The sequence below is a fragment of the Burkholderia torrens genome (assembly GCF_984668525.1).
Genome location: NZ_OZ480211.1, coordinates 621,423 through 640,089 on the forward strand (window position 1 = coordinate 621,423; position 18,667 = coordinate 640,089).

Consider the following 18,667-nt stretch of genomic DNA (forward strand, 5'->3'; position numbering starts at 1 on the left):
CCCATCACCACCCGCCCCAGCGCGCTGCCAGCGCCGCGAGCACGGCCGCGCCGGCCGTCTCGGTGCGCAGCACGCGCGGCCCGAGCGACAGCGCGGTGAACCCGCGGGCGCGCGCCGCGCCTTCTTCGTCGGGCGACAGCCCGCCTTCGGGGCCGATCAGCAGCGTGACGGTGGCCGCGGGCGGCGCGTCGGGCAGCGACGCGAACGGGATGCTCGCGCGCGGCGACAGCAGCAGCCGCAGCTCGCCGTCGGCCGGCGCGGCCGGCAACGTATCGAGCCACGCGTGGAAGCCGGCGACCGGCGCGACGTCGGGTACACGGTTGCGCCCGCACTGTTCGCACGACGCACGCACGACGCCGCGCCAGTGCGCGACGCGTTTGTCCGCGCGTTCGCCGGACAGCTTCACGACGCCGCGCGCGGTCGACAGTGGCACGACCGCCGCGACGCCGAGCTCGACGGCCTTCTCGATCACCCAGTCCATCTTGTCGCCGCCGGCGATCCCTTGCGCGAGCGTCACGCGGTAGGGCGGCTCGGCTTCGGCCGCCTCGAATGCCTCGATCTGCACGATCGCGCTGCGCTTGTCGATCTCGGCGAGCCGTGCGCGGTACTGGCCGCCGCTGCCGTCGAACAGCGCGAGGACGTCGCCGGGCTGCAGGCGCAGCACCTGGGCGTGGCGCGCGACATCGGCCGGTAGTGCGAGCGTGGCGTCGGCGCGCAATGCGGCGTCGACGAAAAAGCGCGGCACGGCCGCGGTGGTGGTGGCTTCGTTCATGCGTGTTGCGGTGTCGGTCATGCGTCGAGACGGCGTCCAAGCGCCCATCGGTAGCCGTCGAGATCCTCGATCTGCGCGAAGCGGTCGCCCCAGAACTGGTCCTGCGGCGCGCTCAGCGATTTCGCGCCTGCGTCGAGTGCGCGCTGCCAGGTGGCGTCGACGTCGTCGACATACAGGTAGAACGATTGCGGTGCGGTCGAGTTCGCGCTTTTCGGCGTGAGCGCGGTCGAGCCGAATGCGCCTTCGGGCGCGAACATCACGATCAGCTGGCCGCGGTAGCTCATCTCGACGTGCATGATCGCGCCGTCCTCGTCGTGCACGTCGCGCAGCGCGAAGCCGAAGGCGGCCTTGAAGAAATCGATGGCCGCGCGCGCGTTGCGTACGGCCAGGTAGGGCGTCAACCAAGGCACGTTGGCCGGACGTGGATCGGTCATGAAAATCTCCTGTGGGACCAGGGTGGCGCGGCGTCCGGGTCGTTCCGGTTCCGTGTTTCGTACGGCGAACCATGCCGGACCTCGACGGAACAACGGAGCGATGCGGCCGACCGGACGCTCAGCGGCGAACGCCCAGTGTATCGCGCAGCGCGCGCGGCAGGGCAAAGAGGGACGCATGCAGCCGCGCATCGTAGTAGCGCAGGCCGTGGACGCGACGGGCCGCGAGCCGTTCGTCGATGTCGTGCGCGAACAGCGCGGCCGCGTCGAGCGTGTCGCTCGCGATCGCCATCAGCCACTGCGAACCGTACAGCGGCACGTGCGCGGACAGCGGATCGACGACCGCGAAGCTCGCGCGCAGGTCGTCGAGCAGCGCGGCGATGCGCGCGGCGTGGAACACCGGCGAGCCGAGATGTATCGAGATCGCGCCGCACGGCGTGAGAATGCGCTTGAGCCGCGCGTAGAACGCGCGCGTATAGAGGCCGGCCGCCGGCGAGTCGGGCGGCGTGAGGTCGAACACGACGAGATCGAAATGCTCGACGGTCGATTCGACGAAATGCGCGGCGTCGCCGATCACGACCTCGACGCGCGGGTCGTCGAGCGCGCCCTGGTGCACGTCGTCGAGATAGCGGCGCGCCATCCCGATCACTTCGTCGTCGAGCTCCGCGATCACGATCCGCTCGAGGCACGCGTGCTTGAGCAACTGGCGCGCCGCACCGCCGTCGCCGCCGCCGAGCACGAGCGCCTTCCTCGGCGACGGGTGCGCGAGCGCGGCCGGGTGCGTCATGCACTCGTGATAGACGTACTCGTCGCCGACCGACGTCATCGGCCGGCCGTCCAGCGTGAACAGGCGGCCGAGCTGCGGCGTTTCCCAGACTTCGATCTGCTGGTGCGGGGACGCGACGTGCGCGAGCCGCCGGGCATTCGGGAAGCCGTAGGTGGCGTGGGGCGTAGGGTGAAAGAGAAGCGTGGTGCTCACGGGCGGGGCCACTCGGGGGCAGGCAGTTCCGACGTCTGAATTATAGGAGGCCGGCGCTTTGACGGAAAACCGTGCCGGAACACTACGCGCGGACAAGGGAAATGTCAGCCCATCTGTTAAAATGACGAGCTTTGCAGCCCCGTCCGTAGGCTCCGTCCGCTTCGCGTCCGTCAGGCGCCGCACCGCGCGCCGGGAACGATTGACGCTCGAGCTTCCGGATGCCGCCGTGCCCCCGTTTCCTCGACTCGTTCTCCGGACTCGACATGACGACTTCGTCTCCCGCCTCCACCACCCTGATGGCCAACGCGATCCGTGCGCTCGCGATGGACGCCGTCCAGCAAGCGAACTCCGGCCACCCCGGCATGCCGATGGGCATGGCCGAAATCGGCGTCGCGCTCTGGTCGCGCCACCTGAAGCACAACCCGACGAACCCGCACTGGGCCGACCGTGACCGCTTCGTGCTGTCGAACGGCCATGGCTCGATGCTGCTGTACTCGCTGCTGCACCTGACCGGCTACGACCTGCCGATCGAAGAGCTGAAGAACTTCCGCCAGCTGCATTCGAAGACGCCGGGCCACCCGGAATACGGGATCACGCCGGGCGTCGAGACGACCACCGGCCCGCTCGGCCAGGGCCTCGCGAACGCGGTCGGCATGGCGCTCGGCGAAGCGCTGATGGCCGACGAGTTCAACCGCGACGGCGCGAAGATCGTCGATCACCACACGTACGTGTTCCTCGGCGACGGCTGCCTGATGGAAGGCATCTCGCACGAAGCCTGCTCGCTCGCGGGCACGCTGAAGCTGAACAAGCTGATCGCGCTGTACGACGACAACGGCATCTCGATCGACGGCGACGTCGTGAACTGGTTCCACGACGACACGCCGAAGCGCTTCGAAGCATACGGCTGGAACGTGATCCCGAACGTGAACGGCCATGACGTCGACGCGGTCGACGCGGCCATCGCGAAGGCGAAGCTGTCGGACAAGCCGACGCTGATCTGCTGCAAGACGGTGATCGGCCAGGGCGCGGCAACCAAAGCGGGCGGCCACGACGTGCACGGCGCGGCGCTCGGCGCGGAAGAAATCGCGAAGACGCGCGAAGCGCTCGGCTGGAAGTGGGAGCCGTTCGTGATTCCGCAGGAAGTCTACGCGGCATGGGACGCGAAGGAAGCCGGCAAGCGCGCTGAAACCGAATGGGACGCGACGTTCGCTGCTTATCGCGCCAAGTTCCCGGCAGAAGCCGCCGAATTCGAGCGCCGGATGGCCAACCAGCTGCCGGCCGACTGGGCCGAGAAGGCGGCAGCGATCATCGCCGGCGCGAACGAGCGCGGCGAGACGGTGGCGACCCGCAAGGCGTCGCAGCAGGCGATCGAAGGCCTGGCTGCCGCGCTGCCCGAACTGCTCGGCGGCTCGGCCGACCTGACCGGCTCGAACCTGACCAACTGGAAGGCGTCGAAGGCGGTCCGCGCGAATCCCGAAGGCCCGGGCGTCGCGCTGGGCAACCACATCAACTACGGCGTGCGCGAATTCGGCATGAGCGCCGCGATCAACGGCCTCGCGCTGCACGGCGGCCACAAGCCGTTCGGCGGCACGTTCCTGACGTTCTCCGACTACAGCCGCAACGCGCTGCGCGTCGCCGCGCTGATGAAGGTGCCGTCGATCTTCGTGTTCACGCACGATTCGATCGGCCTCGGCGAAGACGGCCCGACGCACCAGTCGATCGAGCACGTGTCGAGCCTGCGCCTGATCCCGAACCACGACGTGTGGCGTCCGGCCGACACGGTCGAGACGGCCGTCGCGTGGACGCACGCGGTCGCCGCGGATCGTCCGTCGAGCCTGATCTTCAGCCGCCAGAACCTCGCGTTCAACCCGCGTACCGACGCGCAGATCGCGAACATCGCGAAGGGCGGCTACGTGCTGAAGGACTGGGACGAAGAGATCGTCGCGCGCAAGATCATCCTGATCGCGACGGGCTCGGAAGTCGAACTCGCGATGAAGGCCGTCGAGCCTCTCGCGCAGCAGGGCATCGCGGCGCGCGTCGTGTCGATGCCGTCGACCAACGTGTTCGACCGCCAGGACGCCGAATACCGCGAACGCGTGCTGCCGCACGGCGTGCGCCGCGTCGCGATCGAAGCGGGCGTGACGAGCTTCTGGCACAAGTACGTCGGCCTCGAAGGCGGCGTCGTCGGGATCGACACGTTCGGCGAATCGGCGCCGGCCGGCGTGCTGTTCAAGTACTTCGGCTTCACCGTCGAACACGTCGTCGAGACCGCGAAGGCCGTACTGGCCTAAGACCATAAGCGACGCGCGCCGCCCCTCGCGCGCGTCGCACCGTGAAGCTGCACGAAACGAATTTTTTCAGCCATCAGGAGATAGACCATGACGATTCGCGTCGCAATCAACGGCTACGGCCGTATCGGCCGCAACACGCTGCGCGCGTTTTATGAAAACGGCAAGAAGCACGATCTCGAGATCGTCGCGATCAACGACCTGGGTGATGCGAAGACCAACGCGCACCTGACCCAGTACGACACCGCGCACGGCAAGTTCCCGGGCGAAGTGTCGGTCGACGGCGACTACCTCGTCGTGAACGGCGACAAGATCCGCGTGCTGGCGAACCGCAACCCGGCCGAACTGCCGTGGGGCGAGCTGGGCGTCGACGTCGTGATGGAATGCACGGGCTTCTTCACGACGAAGGAAAAGGCGAGCGCGCACCTGAAGGGCGGCGCGAAGAAGGTGATCATCTCGGCGCCGGGCGGCAAGGACGTCGACGCGACGATCGTCTACGGCGTGAACCACAACGTGCTGAAGGCCGAGCACACGGTCATCTCGAACGCATCGTGCACGACGAACTGCCTCGCGCCGCTCGTCAAGCCGCTGAACGACAAGATCGGCCTCGAAACCGGCCTGATGACGACGATCCACGCGTACACGAACGACCAGGTGCTGACGGACGTTTATCACGAAGACCTGCGCCGCGCGCGCTCGGCCACGCACAGCCAGATCCCGACGAAGACGGGCGCGGCTTCGGCCGTCGGCCTCGTGCTGCCGGAACTGAACGGCAAGCTCGACGGTTACGCGATCCGCGTCCCGACGATCAACGTGTCGATCGTCGACCTGTCGTTCATCGCAAAGCGCGATACGACGGTCGAGGAAGTCAACGCGATCATGAAGGAAGCATCGGAGGGCGCGCTGAAGGGCATCCTCGGCTACAACGAAGCACCGCTGGTGTCGATCGACTTCAACCACAACCCGGCTTCGTCGACGTTCGACGCGACGCTGACCAAGGTGTCGGGCCGCCTCGTCAAGGTGTCGAGCTGGTACGACAACGAGTGGGGTTTCTCGAACCGCATGCTGGATACGGCAGTCGCATTCGCGAACGCGAAGTAATCGCGCACGTTGCGCGGCCGCTGCGAGGCGGCTTGCGCAGCGAACGAGCCCGGCCCGGGGTTTCCCGGCCGGGTTTTTTATTGCCCGGCGTTCGCCGTCACCTGCTCGATCGCATCGACGAACGCCCGCTTCAGCGCGCTGTCGAGATCGGTCCACGCGAGGCCGATGCCGCTGCGATGCCCGGCCAGGTCGAGCGGCCGCGCGAGCACGTTCGGCGGCAGCGCGCTCGCGGCTTCCGCCGGGATCAGCCCGATCCCCATTCCCGCCGCGACGAGCGCGAGCATCGTCGTGAATTCCCCGAACTCCTGTGCAATCTCGAGCGTCGTGCCCGCGCGGCTCAGCGCGAGCAGCATGTCGTCGTGAAAGCCGGGCGCGTAGCGGCGCGCGAGCACGAACGCCGGCTGGCCGCGCAGCGCGGCCGGCGAGATCGCATCGTGCGCGGCCAGCGGATGGCCGAGCGGCAGCGCGACGACGAATCCTTCCTCGAGCACCACGCGCGTGTCGATGCCCGCATACGCGGCCGGCAGCCGGATCATCCCGAAATCGATCCGCCGGTCGCGCAGCGCGGCGATCTGGTCGGGCGTCGGCATGTCCTTCAGTTCGAGCGCGATCAGCGGATAGCGCTCGCGCATCGTGCGCAGCACGGCCGGCAGCAGCGCGGGCAGCACCGACGACACGAACGCGATCCGCAGCGTGCCGATTTCGCCGCGGCTCGACAGCCGCGCCAGCTGCTCCGCGCGCGCGGCCTGCTGCAGTGTGGCGCGCGCCTCGGGCAGGAACACGCGCCCCGTGTCGCTCAGTTCGACCTTGTGCCGGTCGCGCTCGAACAGGCGCGCGCCCAGTTCTTCCTCGAGTGCCTTGATCTGCATGCTCAGCGCGGGCTGCACGATGAACAGGCGCTGAGCGGCGCGCCCGAAATGCAGCTCTTCCGCGAGCGTGACGAAGGCGCGCAATTGCTTGAGTTCCATGGGCGGCAGGCTCGGGAAGGCGGTAATCAGATTTCATGATAACCGGATCAAAAAAGACCATTGGCACGGGTTCCGTCCGGCGGCGCAAGATAGCGTCGACGCGAGACCGGCCGCGATGGGCCGCCGGCTCGACTGGCACGAGGAGACATCCATGACCCATGCGCTTGACCGGTTCCGCCTCGACGGCCGCCGCGCACTGATTACCGGCTCCGGACGCGGGATCGGGCTGACGCTCGCCCGCGGGCTCGCGGAAGCCGGCGCCGCGATCGTCATCAACGATCGCAATGAGGAGAAGGCCGCGACGCTCGCGCGCCAGTTCCGCGACGAAGGCTTCGCGGCCGACCATGCGGTGTTCGACGTGGCCGAGCACGGGCAGGTACGCGCGGCGATCGACGATTTCGAGGCGCGCGTCGGCGCGATCGACATCCTCGTGAACAACGCCGGCATCCAGCGCCGCGCGCCGCTCGACACATTCGAACCGGACGACTGGCATGCGCTGATGCGCGTGAACCTCGACGGCGTGTTCAACGTCGCGCAGGCCGTCGCACGGCACATGATCGCGCGCGGCCACGGGAAGATCATCAACATCTGTTCGGTGCAGAGCGAACTCGCGCGGCCGACGATCGCGCCGTATGCGGCGACCAAGGGCGCGGTGCGGATGCTGACGAAAGGGATGTGCGCCGACTGGGCACGCCACGGCATCCAGGCGAACGGCCTCGCGCCCGGCTACTTCGAAACCGAACTGAATCGCGCGCTGGTCGACGACGCGGCGTTCTCGGACTGGCTGTGCAAGCGCACGCCGGCCGGCCGCTGGGGGCGTGTCGACGAGCTGTGCGGCGCGGCGATCTTCCTCGCGTCGGCCGCGTCCGATTTCGTGAACGGCCAGACGCTGTTCGTGGACGGCGGGCTGACCAGTGCCGTCTGACAAGGAGCGTGTCATGCGTATGCGTTGCATGTGTGTGGTGATCCACGGGCCGAACGACCTGCGGGTCGAGGAGCAGGACGCGGGCGAGATCGGCCCGGGCCAGGTGCGCGTCGACGTCGCGATGGGCGGCATCTGCGGCTCCGACCTGCATTACTTCCGGCATGGCGGCTTCGGCGCGATCCGGCTGCAGCAGCCGATGGTGCTCGGCCACGAGGTGGCCGGCACGGTCGCGGAAGTCGCGCCGGACGTCACGTCGGTGAAAGTCGGCGACCGCGTCGCGGTCAACCCGAGCCGGCCGTGCGGCGCGTGCCGCTACTGCCTCGAAGGGCTGCCGAACCAGTGTCTCGACATGCGCTTCTACGGCAGCGCGATGCGGATGCCGCACGTGCAGGGCGCGTTCCGCAACGCGCTCGTGTGCGACGCGGTGCAGTGCGTGAAGGTTGCCGACCACGTGCCGCTGTCGCTCGCGGCGCTCGCCGAGCCGTTCGCGGTCGGGCTGCATGCGGTGTCGCGCGCGGGCCCGCTGATCGGCAAGCGCGTGCTCGTGTCGGGCTGCGGGCCGATCGGCGTGCTCGCGGTCGCGGCGGCGCGCGTGCACGGTGCGACGGAGATCGTCGCGACGGATGTCGTCGAGGCGCCGCTCGCGGTGGCGAGCGCGCTCGGCGCGGACCGCACGATCAATGCGGCGGCCGATGCCGGCTGGGTCGAGCGCTACGCCGCCGACAAGGGCACGTTCGACGTGATGATCGAGTGTTCGGGCAATGCGCGCGCGTTGCGCGACGGGCTGGACGTGATGCGGCCGCGCGGCGTCGTCGTGCAGCTGGGGCTCGGCGGCGACGTCAGCCTGCCGCAGAACGTCGTGGTCGCGAAGGAGCTGTCGATCTGCGGATCGTTCCGCTTCCACGCGGAATTCGCGCTCGCGGTGCAGCTGATCAATGCGGGGCGCGTCGACCTGCGGCCGGCCGTCACGCGCGTGTTCCCGATGCGCGACGCGAACCTCGCGTTCGAACTGGCCGGCGACCGGCAGCGCGCGATGAAGGTGCTGATCGATTTCGCGGACGCGGCCGCGTGAGCGGCCGGCGCTGGCGCGTCACGCACGGTATCGACGTCGTCAAACAGGCACGCCCGCGATTCGCGCGGCGTGCCTTTGTTCGTCAGGCGGCGGAAGCGGACGGCCGCATTACTGTGTGACCTGCCGCGTGCCGGCGCGCTGCGAGGCGAGCCACAGCGCGAGCAGCACGCCCGACAGCGCCGCGCCGGCAATGCATACGCCGCGCCAGCTGTCGATGCGGTACGCGACGCTCGCCGCGAACGACCCGAACGCGCCGCCGATGAAGTAGCTCGTCAGGTAGATCGTCGTCACGCGGCTGCGCGCGTTGCCGGCCAGCGCGTAGATCACGCTCTGGTTCGAGATGTGCGTGCCCTGCACGCCGATGTCGAGCAGCAGGATGCCGGCGATCAGCGCCGCGAGCGAGTGCGAGCCGGTCGCGATCAGCGCGAACGACGCGAGCACGGCCGCCGCGAACAATCCCGTCGCGGCATTGCCGTGGCCGCGATCGACGAGCCGGCCGGCCGACGTCGCCGCGAGCGCGCCCACCGCGCCGACGACGCCGAACAGGCCGATCCGGCCTTCGGAATAGCTGTACGGCGGCTGGCTCAGCAGGAACGTGAGGCCCGTCCACAGCAGGCTGAAGCACGCGAACACGAGCGCGCCGTAGGTCGAGCGCAGCGCGATCAGCGGTTGTGCGCGCACCAGCGCGACGAGCGACTTCATCAGGGCCGCATAGTCGAGGCGCGTGTCGCGGCGATCCTTCGGCAGCTTCGCGGCGAGCACGCCGGTCAGCGCGAGCACCATCACCGCGGCGACGCCGTACACCGCGCGCCAGCCGAACCAGTCGGCGATCGCGCCGGCCGCGACGCGCGCGAGCAGGATGCCGAGCAACAGGCCGCTCATCACGGTGCCGACCGCGCGGCCGCGCGAGCGCGCGTCGGCAAGCGATGCCGCGAACGGCACGAGCAGCTGCGTCGAGCAGGTGACGAAGCCGACCGCGACGTTCGCGACGACGAACATCGTGAAGTTCGTGCTGAACGTGACCGCGGCCAGCGCGACGACGTTGAGCATCAGCAGCCGCACGATCAGCGTATGGCGGTTGACCGCGTCGCCGAGCGGGACGATCAGCAGCAGGCTCGCCGCATAGCCGAGCTGCGTCAGCGTGACGAGATAGCCGAGTTCGGTCGGCGCGCGGCCGAAGCTGTGCGCGATCGCGGCGAGCAGCGGCTGCGCGTAGTAGATGTTGCCGATGACGATGCCGCACGCGCAGGCGAACAGCAGCGTCATGCCGCGGGTCAGGGGAGGATGGTTGTCTTGATGCGGTTCCATGGTCGCGAAAAAACAGCGGCACCGGCCGGCGGCACGGGACCGTCGGCTGCGCGAGGTGATGGAAATCGGGGCCGGCGTCAACGGATCGGCGGTGAACCGATGCGCGCCGGGCGAAACGCGGCCGGGCCCCGATCGGGCGGGCGGCGGATCGTCGTGCGGCGGGCCCGTGCGGGCCGCTTCGGTGCGGTGACAGGCGAGGCACGGGAGCGGATGTGCGTATGATGCGGGAATCGTCCCATAGCGTCCAAGACTGGATCGTTATGGTATCCATTGGTGAAACCAATACATTGGCCGCGATGCTTCTCCGCCACATACGCTATTTCCTGGCCGTCGCCGAGGAGCGCAGTTTCACGCGCGCGGCCGACGCGCTGCACGTGTCGCAGCCGACTTTGTCGCAGCAGGTGCGCCAGCTCGAGGACACGCTCGGCGTGCAGCTGTTCGACCGTTCGGGCCGCGCGGTGCGGCTCACCGAATTCGGCGAGGTCTATGCGCGCCACGCGCGCGCCGCGCTGCACGAGCTCGAAACGGGCGAGCGCGCGCTGCACGACGTCGCCGATCTCGGCAGCGGGGCGCTGCGGCTCGCGATGATGCCGACCTTCGCGGCCTACCTGAGCGGCTCGCTGATCGACGGCTTCCATGCCGATTATCCGAACGTCGCGCTGACGATCGACGCGATGCCGCAGGAGCGCATCGAGGCCATGCTCGCCGACGACCGGCTCGACGCGGGTTTCGCGTTCATGCCGCCGCGTGCGCCGGACATCGATGCGCTGCCGCTATGGGACGAGCCGCTCGCGCTCGTGACGGGCCGCACGCACCGTCTCGCGCGGCGCCGCCGCGCGCTGACGCCGGGCGAGCTCGGCGGCGAGCCGCTGGTGCTGCTGAGCCGTGCGTTCGCGACGCGCGAGCGCATCGACCGGTATTTCGTCGAGCATGGCGCGCGGCCGAAGATTGCGATCGAGACGAACACGATCAGCGCGGTGCTGGAGCTCGTGCGATGCGGCCGGCTCGCGACGGTACTGCCCGACGCGATCGCCCGCGCGAGCGGCGACCTGTGCGCGCTGGAGATCGATCCGCCGCTGCCGACGCGCACGGCCGCGCTGCTCACGCGCAAGGGTGCGTACCGCAGCGTCGCGGCACGCGCGTTCATCGAGCGCGCGCTCGCGTATCGCGATCCGCAGGAAGGGTGACCGGAACGACCGCGCGGCTGGGGCGCCGGCGGCGCGTTACGCGCCCGGCGTCGGGAAGAAGATGCCCGCGCGCTGCGCGGCGTTCGCGATGTGCGTTTCGATCGCGGTGCCCGCGGCGGCCGCGTCGCGCGCGATCAGTGCATCGACGATCGCGCGGTGCTCGTGCCACGTCGACAGCAGCAGCTCGCGCCGGTAGAACGGCATGCGCTGGCTTTCCTTCATGATGTCCGCGCTGCTGCGCAGGATGGACTCGATCGCCGCGTTGCCGGCGAGATGGATGATCCGCATGTGGAAGTCGAAGTCGAGCTGCGACGCTTCGTCGATCGCGTTGTCGGTCAGCGCGACGTGCAGGTCGGCGAGGTTGTCCTCGAACCATGCGATGTCGGCGTCGCTGACGACGTGCGCGGCCATCCGCGCGGCGAATCCTTCGAGCGCATAGCGCATCTGGTACGTGTCGGGCGGCGACGACTGTTCGGCGAACTGCCACGCGTGCGCGGCCGATGCCTGCGCGCTTTCGACGTAGACGCCCTTGCCTGCCCGGATGCGCAGCATCCCGAGCGCCTCGAGCGTCGACAGCGCCTCGCGCAGCGACGCGCGGCTGATCTCCAGCTCCTCGGAGAGCTGGCGTTGGGCCGGCAGCAGGCTGCCGACCGGATAAACGCCTGCCTCGATCCGTTCGCGGATCGTCGCGATGGCGGCGTCGGTCACGGTATGCGGAACGTTTTTCATGATGTGAACGATGGCCGGTCTGACCGGCATTGTAATCCGCACGCAGGCGGTGCACGACCGTCCTACGGGAAAGCCACGATCCGCCCCTTTCCAAGTGCGCCGAGACCGGGCGGGGAGGGGCGGGAAATCCCTATTTTGTCCGTCCTTGACGTCACTATATCGGCTTCCTACTATCCACCATAACATCACTGGTCTTACCAGTATGAACAGACGAAACTGCAACCGTTGGATCGGGAGAGCGCCGTGTCGAAATTCCTCAATTCGCTGTTTGGCCGGGTAGTCGTCGCATTGATCCTGGGGGTCGCGCTAGGCGCGTTCTTCCCGCACTTCGCCGAGTCGCTGCGGCCGCTCGGCGACGGCTTCCTGAAGCTCATCAAGATGGTCATCGGCCCGATCGTGTTCTGCGTCGTGGTCAGCGGCATGGCCAATGCGGGCGACCTGAAGAAGGTCGGCCGGGTCGGCCTGAAGGCCGTCGTCTACTTCGAGGTGATGACGACGCTCGCGCTCGGCATCGGGCTCGTCCTCGCATGGCTCACGCGTCCGGGCGTCGGGATGAACATCGACCTGCGCTCGCTCGACGCGGCGTCGCTCGCGACGTACGCGAAGAATGCCGAAGGCCTGAAGGACACGGCCGGCTACCTGATGAAGATCATCCCCGAGACCGCGATCGACGCGTTCGCGAAGGGCGACATCCTGCAGATCCTCGTGTTCGCGGTGCTGTTCGGCTCCGCGCTGTCGCTGCTCGGCGACAAGGCGCAGCGCGTCAATTCGCTGATCGAGGAACTGTCGCACGTGTTCTTCCGGATCATCGGCTTCATCATCAAGCTCGCGCCGCTCGGCGTGCTCGGCGCGATCGCGTTCACGACCGGCAAGTACGGCGTCGCGTCGCTCAAGCAGCTCGGCTACCTCGTCGCGGTGTTCTACCTGAGCTGCTTCGTGTTCGTCACGGTCGTGCTCGGCGCGGTGATGCGGCTCGCGGGCTTCTCGGTGTTCAAGCTGATCCGCTACCTGCGCGAGGAACTGTCGATCGTGCTCGGCACGGCGTCGTCGGACGCGGTGCTGCCGCAGGTGATGAGCAAGCTCGAATACATGGGCATCAAGGATTCGACGGTCGGCCTCGTGATCCCGACCGGCTATTCGTTCAACCTCGACGGCTTCTCGATCTACCTGACGCTCGCGGTGCTGTTCATCGCGCAGGCCACCAACACGCCGCTGTCGACGCATGACCTGATCGTCGTGCTGCTCGTGTCGCTCGTCACGTCGAAGGGCGCGCACGGCATCCCCGGTTCGGCGATCGTGATCCTCGCGGCGACGCTGTCGGCGATCCCCGCGATTCCCGTGCTCGGCCTCGTGCTGATCCTGCCGGTCGACTGGTTCGTCGGCATCGCCCGCGCGCTGACCAACCTGATCGGCAACTGCGTCGCGACGGTCGTCGTCGCGGTGTGGGAAAACGACATCGACCGCGCCCGTGCGAAACGCGTGCTGGACCGCGAGCTGCGTTACGTGGCCGACGCGCCGGGCAGCGCCGCACCGGTCGCCGGCGACCAGGCCCACGCGCTCTGAGCGCGACGCTCGCGCGGCGCGGCGCCCCTGGCCGCACCGCCGCGAACGAATTTCCCGTGACCGGCGCGCCGACGCGCCGGCGCTTCTCAAAATAATGGAGACGACATGGCAGCCCCCATCCTCGATCCGAACGCGCCGGCTTTCACGCGGCGTTACATGAACCTCGCCGACCCGCGCCTCGGTGCGCAGGCGCTGCTCGCCAGCGACGAATTCTTCGCGCCGAAGGAGCGCATGCTGAATCCGGAGCCGGCCGTGTTCATTCCCGGCAAGTACGACGACCACGGCAAATGGATGGACGGCTGGGAAACGCGCCGCAAGCGCACGACCGGCCACGATTTCTGCGTGGTGCGCCTCGCGCGGCCGGGTGTGATTTACGGCGTCGATCTCGATACGAGCCACTTCACCGGCAACTTCCCGCCGGCCGCGTCGATCGAGGCGTGCGCGGTCGACGGCGACACGCCGCCCGACGGCACCGAATGGCGCACGATCGTCCCCGCGACGACGCTGCAGGGCAATTCGCATCATTACGTGAGCGTCGACGACGCGCGGCCGGTCACGCACCTGCGCGTGAACCTGTATCCGGACGGCGGCCTCGCGCGCTTGCGCGTGTACGGCCAGCCGCAGCGCGACTGGCGTCACGTGCCGGCCGGCGAGCTCGTCGATCTCGCGGCGATCGAGAATGGCGGTTATCTGGTGGCCGCAAACAACCAGCACTTCGGGCCGGCGTCGCAGATGCTGATGCCGGGGCGCGGCGCGAACATGGGCGACGGCTGGGAAACGCGGCGGCGCCGCGAGCCCGGCAACGACTGGGCGATCGTCGCGCTCGCGCGGCCGGGCATCATCCGGCGCGTCGAGGTCGACACGGCGTTCTTCAAAGGCAACTTCCCCGACCGCTGCTCGCTGCAGGCCGCGCACGTCACGGGCGGCACCGACGATTCGCTCGTCACGCAGGCGATGTTCTGGGCCGAATTGCTCGGCGAACAGAAGCTGCAGATGGATCACGTGCACACGTTCGATCAGCTCGCCGCGCTCGGCCCGGTCACGCACGTGCGCTTCAACATCTTCCCGGACGGCGGCGTGTCGCGCCTGCGTCTGTGGGGCGAGCCGGCCTGAAGGAGGGCGACGTCATGACCGGATCCCGCATCCTGCGCGTCGAGCGCCTGACCCGCGAGGCGTTCGCGCCGTTCGGCGACGTGATCGCGCTCGAAGGCGCGCGGCACTTCCCGATCAACGGCGGCACGACCGAGCGCTTTCACGATCTCGCGACGATCGACGTGTGCGCGGACGGCGGCCGGCCGCTCGTCAGCGTGTTTCGCGCGCAGCCGCGCGCGCTGCCGGTCGCGGTCACGTTGATGGAGCGCCATCCGCACGGCAGCCAGGCGTTCATCCCGCTCGCGGCCGTGTCGCGCTATGCGATCGTCGTCGCGCCGGCCGGTGACTTCCGGCCCGACGCGATGCGCGCTTTCCTCGCCGAGGGCTGGCAGGGCGTGAACTATGCGAAGGGCGTCTGGCACCATCCGCTGCTCGCGCTCGACGCGGTCAGCGATTTCGTGATCGTCGATCGCGGCGGCCCGCAACCGAACTGCGACGAGATCCCGCTCGAGGTCGCCTGGGCGCTCGAGTTCGAGCCGGCCTGCGCGAGCGTCGAAGGGCATTCGTAAGCGTTGCGGCCGGCCCGCGCGACGCGACCCGACCCGACCCGAAAAGAACCACGGCCCGGGCGGCGAGATGCCGGCCGGGCCGTGCTGCGTGCGTGACGCGCGCGAATCAGCGATCAGTGCTTGCGGTGCGGGCAGTTCTCGGTCGTGCACGAACCGTACATCGCGAGCGAGTGCTCCTGGAGCCGGAAGCCGCGCTCCTTCGCGATCGCCTGCTGGCGGCTTTCGATCTCGGCATCGAAGAATTCCTCGACGCGGCCGCAATCGAGGCACACGAGGTGGTCGTGGTGCGAGCCTTCGTTCAGCTCGAACACGGCCTTGCCGGATTCGAAGTTGCTGCGCGACAGCAGGCCGGCCTGCTCGAACTGCGTGAGCACGCGGTAGACGGTGGCGAGCCCGATGTCGAGCTGCTCGTTGAGCAGGTTGCGGTAGACGTCTTCTGCGGTCAGGTGGCGTACCGGGCTCTGCTGGAAGATCTCGAGAATCTTGAGGCGCGGTAGGGTGGCCTTTAGCCCGATATTCTTGAGATCCGTCGGATTGGTCATGGCTAGGCGTCCCTAGAGTACAATGCAGGGCTTCAATGTTACCGGCTTTTCGCCGTTCCAGAAACACGCGCGGCCTGTTCGCGGGCCAGCACGGTGAAGGAAATGATCCCAGAATCGCTTTCGCACTTTCAGAGGAGTCGCATGCGGAGTGCCATCATCGCTGCCGCCGCCGTCGTCGCGCTGGCGGGTTGTTCGTCGTACGACAGCGTGACGCAGCGCATTGCGCAGAGCATCACGCCCTATCGGATCACCGTCGTGCAGGGCAACTTCGTGTCGCAGGAGAAAGCCGCGCAGTTGCAGGCCGGCATGACGCGCGAGCAAGTCCGCGCGCTGCTCGGCACTCCGCTGCTCGCGGACATGTTCCACGCGGATCGCTGGGATTACCTCTTCTACTTCAAGCGCGGCTCGACGTCGATCGTCCAGCAGCGCGACCTCGTGGTGACTTTCTCGGGTGACCGTCTCGCGAGCTGGAGCGGCGCCGACAACCTGCCGTCCGAGCTCGACCTGCTGGCCGACATCGACGGCGACCGCGGCGGCAAGAAGGCGAAGGCTGCCGCAGCGGCGAAGAAGGCGTCCGAAGCCGCCGCCGCGAGCGCTGCGCAAGCGGCGAACGCGCCGGCGCCCGAGGCTGTCGCCAGCCCGGCGGCCAGCGCAGTGGTCGACCAGGATGCGAACGCACAGGCTGCCCGCGCGGCGAACCGCGCGACCAACCAGGTGTCGGGGCAGGGTTCGGGGTCGCGCCGGTTCACGCCGGCCGCGCAGGCTTCGGGCGGCGCGCCGGTGCCGGGCGGCCAGCCGCCGGGCGCCGCGCCGGCGATCCAGCCGCAGTTCCAGTTCCATCGTCCGCCGCAGCCGAACGTGTCGAACGAGGCGTCGCCGCCGGTCGGCCCGCAAGGCTCCGACAACCTGCAGAACCAGCCGCTCACCGCGCCGGCGCAGTAAGCCCGGCTTGCGGAACCAGGGCGGCTCGCGCCGCCCGCCTTTAGACCTGTCGTGTAGAAAGCCATGAAGATTGCGATTGCCGGCGCATCGGGCCGAATGGGCCGGATGCTGATCGAAGCCGTTCTCAACGAACCCGACGCGCAGCTCGTCGGCGCGCTCGACCGCGCCGATTCACCGTTCCTCGGCCAGGACGCCGGTGCGTTCCTCGGCAAGGAAACCGGGATCAAGCTGACCGACGACCTCGACGCCGTGTTCGCGCAGGCCGACTATCTGATCGACTTCACGCGCCCGGAAGGCACGATGGCCCACATCGCGGCCGCGCTGCGCCACGACGTGAAGCTCGTGATCGGCACGACCGGCTTCACCGCCGAGCAGAAGGCCGAGCTGCAGGCTGCTGCGGGCAAGATCGGCATCGTGTTCGCGGCGAACATGAGCGTCGGCGTGAACGTCACGCTGAAGCTGCTCGAATTCGCGGCGCAGCATTTCTCGCACGGCTACGACATCGAGATCATCGAGGCGCACCACCGCCACAAGGTCGATGCGCCGTCGGGCACCGCGCTGATGATGGGCGAAGCCGTCGCCGGCGCGCTCGGCCGCTCGCTCGACGAGTGCGCGGTCTACGGCCGCCACGGCGTGACGGGCGAGCGCGATCCGTCGTCGATCGGCTTCGCGGCCGTGCGCGGCGGCGACATCGTCGGCGACCACACCGTGCTGTTCGCCGGCGTCGGCGAGCGCATCGAGATCACGCACAAGTCGTCCAGCCGCGTGTCGTACGCGCAGGGCGCGCTGCGCGCGGTCCGCTTCCTGTCGGCGCGCGGCGCCGGCCTGTTCGACATGCAGGACGTGCTCGGCCTGCGCTGACCCACGGGGAAACTCCGATGGCGATACCCACCGGCGTTGTCCACTACCTTGAAAGCGGCGATGCGATCACGCATGCGGTCGCCTATGTCCTGCTGGCGATGTCCGTCGCCAGCTGGTGCTTCCTTTTCATGAAAGCCTGGCTCCTGGTCCGCGCGAAGCGGCAGGGGCCGCGTGCGCTCGCCGCGTTCTGGCGCGCGCCGTCGCTCGACGCGGGCATCGCCGCGCTCGCCGGCGCCGATCGCGAGCGCGTGTTCGTGCCGCTCGCCGAAGCCGCGCGCGACGCCGCTGGCGACCACGACCCGGCCGCGCTGGCCGCGCGCGTCGAGCGCGGCGAACGCGTGCTGCGTGCGCTGCGCCACGCGATGCTGCGCTCGCAGCGGCGTCTCGAATTCGGCCAGGTGCTGCTCGCGTCGATCGGTAGCACCGCGCCGTTCGTCGGGCTGCTCGGCACCGTGTGGGGCATCTATCACGCGCTCGGCAGCATCGCCGCGAGCGGGCAGGCGCAGATCGAGAACGTCGCGGGGCCGGTCGGCGAGGCGCTGATCATGACCGCGTTCGGACTCGTCGTCGCGATTCCGGCGGTGCTGGCCTACAACATCCTCGGGCGGCTCGTCCGGCAGCTCGCCGAGGAACTCGACGGTTTCGCGCGCGACCTGCACGTGTTCGTGTGCGCGGAAGGCGCCTGACTCAAGGCCCCGGGAGGAGCGACCATGGCATTCGGCGGGCTCGAGCACCACAAGACGTCCGCGCCGATGGCGGAGATCAACATGACGCCGCTGATCGACGTGATGCTCGTGCTGCTCGTCATCTTCATCATCACCGCGCCGCTGATGACGCACGCGATCCGGCTCGACCTGCCGAAGGTCGCGGCCAGCGTCGCGCGCGACACGCCGCAATCCGTCACCTTGTCGATCGACGACGCTGGCAAGCTGTACTGGGACGACACGCCCGTCGCGCTCGACGCACTGCCCGCGCGCTTCCGGGCCGCCGCCGAGGGCGGCACGCCGCCCGAACTGCGGCTGCGCGCATCGCGCGCGACGCGCTACGACGTGATCGCGCAGGTGATGGGCGCCGCGCAGGCCGCGGGCCTCACGCGGATCGGCTTCGTGACCGACATGCCGCCGCAGGCCGGCGCTGCCGCCCCGGCCGCCGCCGCGCCGAAACCCTGACACGCCGTCGTTGCGGGCCCCGGCCCGCGAGACCGGCCGTGCGGGCCGGCGCGGGCGGTATAATCGACGTTTTTCCCGGCCCGGAAGCAGCCCGCCTGTTCCTGCGCCGGGCAAGCACGCCTTTCGATCCACTTCTGCGCGCGAGCCGTCGCGCCGCTTAAAGCCTAGC

Annotated in this window: 19 protein-coding genes; 12 read left to right on the top strand and 7 right to left on the bottom strand. The window is 68.9% G+C overall.

Annotated elements, in window-relative coordinates:
- Positions 1-4 precede the first annotated feature (4 nt).
- From AC5LXX_RS02870 to speE, 3 genes are all read right to left on the bottom strand, one after another.
- Positions 5-772 carry a 16S rRNA (uracil(1498)-N(3))-methyltransferase gene (locus tag AC5LXX_RS02870; RefSeq protein WP_493410411.1) on the bottom strand — a complete coding sequence of 256 codons (768 nt, stop codon included), beginning with the start codon at positions 770-772 and terminating at the stop codon, positions 5-7.
- A gap of 17 nt (positions 773-789) precedes the next feature.
- Positions 790-1,206 (bottom strand): VOC family protein, encoded by a 417-nt coding sequence (locus AC5LXX_RS02875; protein WP_493410412.1) that lies wholly within the window; start codon positions 1,204-1,206, stop codon positions 790-792.
- Positions 1,207-1,324: 118 nt separating this feature from the next.
- Complete coding sequence (speE, locus tag AC5LXX_RS02880) at positions 1,325-2,182, bottom strand: polyamine aminopropyltransferase (RefSeq protein ID WP_493410413.1); 858 nt, start codon at positions 2,180-2,182, stop codon at positions 1,325-1,327.
- A 218-nt stretch (positions 2,183-2,400) separates the two neighbouring features.
- Between speE and tkt the strand changes: the two genes are divergently transcribed.
- Both tkt and gap read left to right on the top strand, forming a co-directional pair.
- On the top strand, positions 2,401-4,473 hold the full coding sequence (gene tkt / locus AC5LXX_RS02885; RefSeq protein ID WP_124455365.1) for a transketolase: 2,073 nt from the start codon (positions 2,401-2,403) through the stop codon (positions 4,471-4,473).
- Positions 4,474-4,560: 87 nt separating this feature from the next.
- The gene (gene gap, locus AC5LXX_RS02890; RefSeq protein ID WP_166964849.1) at positions 4,561-5,571 is read left to right on the top strand and encodes a type I glyceraldehyde-3-phosphate dehydrogenase; all 1,011 of its coding nucleotides are present in this window, start codon (positions 4,561-4,563) and stop codon (positions 5,569-5,571) included.
- Between the two features lie 77 nt (positions 5,572-5,648).
- Here gap and AC5LXX_RS02895 read toward each other — a convergent pair whose 3' ends face one another.
- Complete coding sequence (locus tag AC5LXX_RS02895; RefSeq protein ID WP_493410414.1) at positions 5,649-6,539, bottom strand: LysR family transcriptional regulator; 891 nt, start codon at positions 6,537-6,539, stop codon at positions 5,649-5,651.
- 151 nt (positions 6,540-6,690) lie between these two features.
- Here AC5LXX_RS02895 and AC5LXX_RS02900 point away from each other — a divergent pair, with 151 nt between their 5' ends.
- Together AC5LXX_RS02900 and AC5LXX_RS02905 are read left to right on the top strand one after the other, a co-directional pair.
- A complete protein-coding gene (locus AC5LXX_RS02900) occupies positions 6,691-7,464 on the top strand; it encodes an SDR family NAD(P)-dependent oxidoreductase (protein WP_493410415.1) in 774 nt (257 codons plus the stop codon).
- Positions 7,465-7,477: 13 nt separating this feature from the next.
- Positions 7,478-8,536, top strand: coding sequence for an L-idonate 5-dehydrogenase (locus AC5LXX_RS02905; protein ID WP_124455368.1), 1,059 nt, complete (start codon positions 7,478-7,480; stop codon positions 8,534-8,536).
- 108 nt (positions 8,537-8,644) lie between these two features.
- Here the strand turns inward: AC5LXX_RS02905 and AC5LXX_RS02910 are convergent, their stop codons facing one another.
- Complete coding sequence (locus AC5LXX_RS02910) at positions 8,645-9,844, bottom strand: MFS transporter (protein ID WP_493410416.1); 1,200 nt, start codon at positions 9,842-9,844, stop codon at positions 8,645-8,647.
- Between the two features lie 296 nt (positions 9,845-10,140).
- Between AC5LXX_RS02910 and cynR the strand changes: the two genes are divergently transcribed.
- Entirely contained in the window at positions 10,141-11,031 is an 891-nt protein-coding gene (cynR, locus tag AC5LXX_RS02915) for a transcriptional regulator CynR (protein WP_493410417.1), read from the top strand.
- A gap of 36 nt (positions 11,032-11,067) precedes the next feature.
- On the opposite strand, the gene AC5LXX_RS02920 is transcribed toward cynR, so the two are convergent.
- Positions 11,068-11,790, bottom strand: a complete 723-nt coding sequence (locus tag AC5LXX_RS02920) for a FadR/GntR family transcriptional regulator (protein ID WP_493410418.1) — start codon at positions 11,788-11,790, stop codon at positions 11,068-11,070.
- Between the two features lie 213 nt (positions 11,791-12,003).
- On the opposite strand from AC5LXX_RS02920, the gene AC5LXX_RS02925 reads away from it, so the two are divergent.
- From AC5LXX_RS02925 to AC5LXX_RS02935, 3 genes are all read left to right on the top strand, one after another.
- A complete protein-coding gene (locus tag AC5LXX_RS02925) occupies positions 12,004-13,323 on the top strand; it encodes a C4-dicarboxylate transporter DctA (RefSeq protein ID WP_124455372.1) in 1,320 nt (439 codons plus the stop codon).
- Positions 13,324-13,428: 105 nt separating this feature from the next.
- Positions 13,429-14,436 (top strand): allantoicase, encoded by a 1,008-nt coding sequence (gene alc / locus AC5LXX_RS02930; RefSeq protein ID WP_493410419.1) that lies wholly within the window; start codon positions 13,429-13,431, stop codon positions 14,434-14,436.
- A gap of 14 nt (positions 14,437-14,450) precedes the next feature.
- Positions 14,451-14,984 carry an ureidoglycolate lyase gene (locus tag AC5LXX_RS02935; RefSeq protein ID WP_124455374.1) on the top strand — a complete coding sequence of 178 codons (534 nt, stop codon included), beginning with the start codon at positions 14,451-14,453 and terminating at the stop codon, positions 14,982-14,984.
- Between the two features lie 113 nt (positions 14,985-15,097).
- Here AC5LXX_RS02935 and fur read toward each other — a convergent pair whose 3' ends face one another.
- The gene (fur, locus tag AC5LXX_RS02940) at positions 15,098-15,526 is read right to left on the bottom strand and encodes a ferric iron uptake transcriptional regulator (protein ID WP_006400349.1); all 429 of its coding nucleotides are present in this window, start codon (positions 15,524-15,526) and stop codon (positions 15,098-15,100) included.
- A 141-nt stretch (positions 15,527-15,667) separates the two neighbouring features.
- On the opposite strand from fur, the gene AC5LXX_RS02945 reads away from it, so the two are divergent.
- The 4 genes from AC5LXX_RS02945 (at position 15,668) to AC5LXX_RS02960 (ending at position 18,498) form a co-directional block, all read left to right on the top strand.
- The gene (locus AC5LXX_RS02945) at positions 15,668-16,468 is read left to right on the top strand and encodes an outer membrane protein assembly factor BamE (RefSeq protein WP_124455375.1); all 801 of its coding nucleotides are present in this window, start codon (positions 15,668-15,670) and stop codon (positions 16,466-16,468) included.
- Between the two features lie 63 nt (positions 16,469-16,531).
- Positions 16,532-17,329: a 4-hydroxy-tetrahydrodipicolinate reductase gene (gene dapB, locus AC5LXX_RS02950; protein ID WP_124455376.1), complete on the top strand. Its 798-nt coding sequence runs from the start codon at positions 16,532-16,534 to the stop codon at positions 17,327-17,329.
- 17 nt (positions 17,330-17,346) lie between these two features.
- Positions 17,347-18,015, top strand: a complete 669-nt coding sequence (locus AC5LXX_RS02955; protein ID WP_124455377.1) for a MotA/TolQ/ExbB proton channel family protein — start codon at positions 17,347-17,349, stop codon at positions 18,013-18,015.
- Between the two features lie 24 nt (positions 18,016-18,039).
- The gene (locus tag AC5LXX_RS02960; protein WP_493410420.1) at positions 18,040-18,498 is read left to right on the top strand and encodes an ExbD/TolR family protein; all 459 of its coding nucleotides are present in this window, start codon (positions 18,040-18,042) and stop codon (positions 18,496-18,498) included.
- The last annotated feature ends 169 nt before the right edge of the window (positions 18,499-18,667 follow it).

Coding starts and splice junctions, on each gene's coding strand:
- AC5LXX_RS02870 (WP_493410411.1), bottom strand. CDS start 772: ATGAACGAAGCCACCACCACCGCGGCCGTGCCGCGCTTTTTCGTCGAC.
- AC5LXX_RS02905 (WP_124455368.1), top strand. CDS start 7,478: ATGCGTATGCGTTGCATGTGTGTGGTGATCCACGGGCCGAACGACCTG.
- AC5LXX_RS02945 (WP_124455375.1), top strand. CDS start 15,668: ATGCGGAGTGCCATCATCGCTGCCGCCGCCGTCGTCGCGCTGGCGGGT.
- alc (WP_493410419.1), top strand. CDS start 13,429: ATGGCAGCCCCCATCCTCGATCCGAACGCGCCGGCTTTCACGCGGCGT.
- AC5LXX_RS02920 (WP_493410418.1), bottom strand. CDS start 11,790: ATGCCGGTCAGACCGGCCATCGTTCACATCATGAAAAACGTTCCGCAT.
- AC5LXX_RS02895 (WP_493410414.1), bottom strand. CDS start 6,539: ATGGAACTCAAGCAATTGCGCGCCTTCGTCACGCTCGCGGAAGAGCTG.
- gap (WP_166964849.1), top strand. CDS start 4,561: ATGACGATTCGCGTCGCAATCAACGGCTACGGCCGTATCGGCCGCAAC.
- fur (WP_006400349.1), bottom strand. CDS start 15,526: ATGACCAATCCGACGGATCTCAAGAATATCGGGCTAAAGGCCACCCTA.
- cynR (WP_493410417.1), top strand. CDS start 10,141: ATGCTTCTCCGCCACATACGCTATTTCCTGGCCGTCGCCGAGGAGCGC.
- AC5LXX_RS02900 (WP_493410415.1), top strand. CDS start 6,691: ATGACCCATGCGCTTGACCGGTTCCGCCTCGACGGCCGCCGCGCACTG.
- AC5LXX_RS02955 (WP_124455377.1), top strand. CDS start 17,347: ATGGCGATACCCACCGGCGTTGTCCACTACCTTGAAAGCGGCGATGCG.
- AC5LXX_RS02910 (WP_493410416.1), bottom strand. CDS start 9,844: ATGGAACCGCATCAAGACAACCATCCTCCCCTGACCCGCGGCATGACG.
- AC5LXX_RS02960 (WP_493410420.1), top strand. CDS start 18,040: ATGGCATTCGGCGGGCTCGAGCACCACAAGACGTCCGCGCCGATGGCG.
- dapB (WP_124455376.1), top strand. CDS start 16,532: ATGAAGATTGCGATTGCCGGCGCATCGGGCCGAATGGGCCGGATGCTG.
- AC5LXX_RS02875 (WP_493410412.1), bottom strand. CDS start 1,206: ATGACCGATCCACGTCCGGCCAACGTGCCTTGGTTGACGCCCTACCTG.
- AC5LXX_RS02935 (WP_124455374.1), top strand. CDS start 14,451: ATGACCGGATCCCGCATCCTGCGCGTCGAGCGCCTGACCCGCGAGGCG.
- tkt (WP_124455365.1), top strand. CDS start 2,401: ATGCCGCCGTGCCCCCGTTTCCTCGACTCGTTCTCCGGACTCGACATG.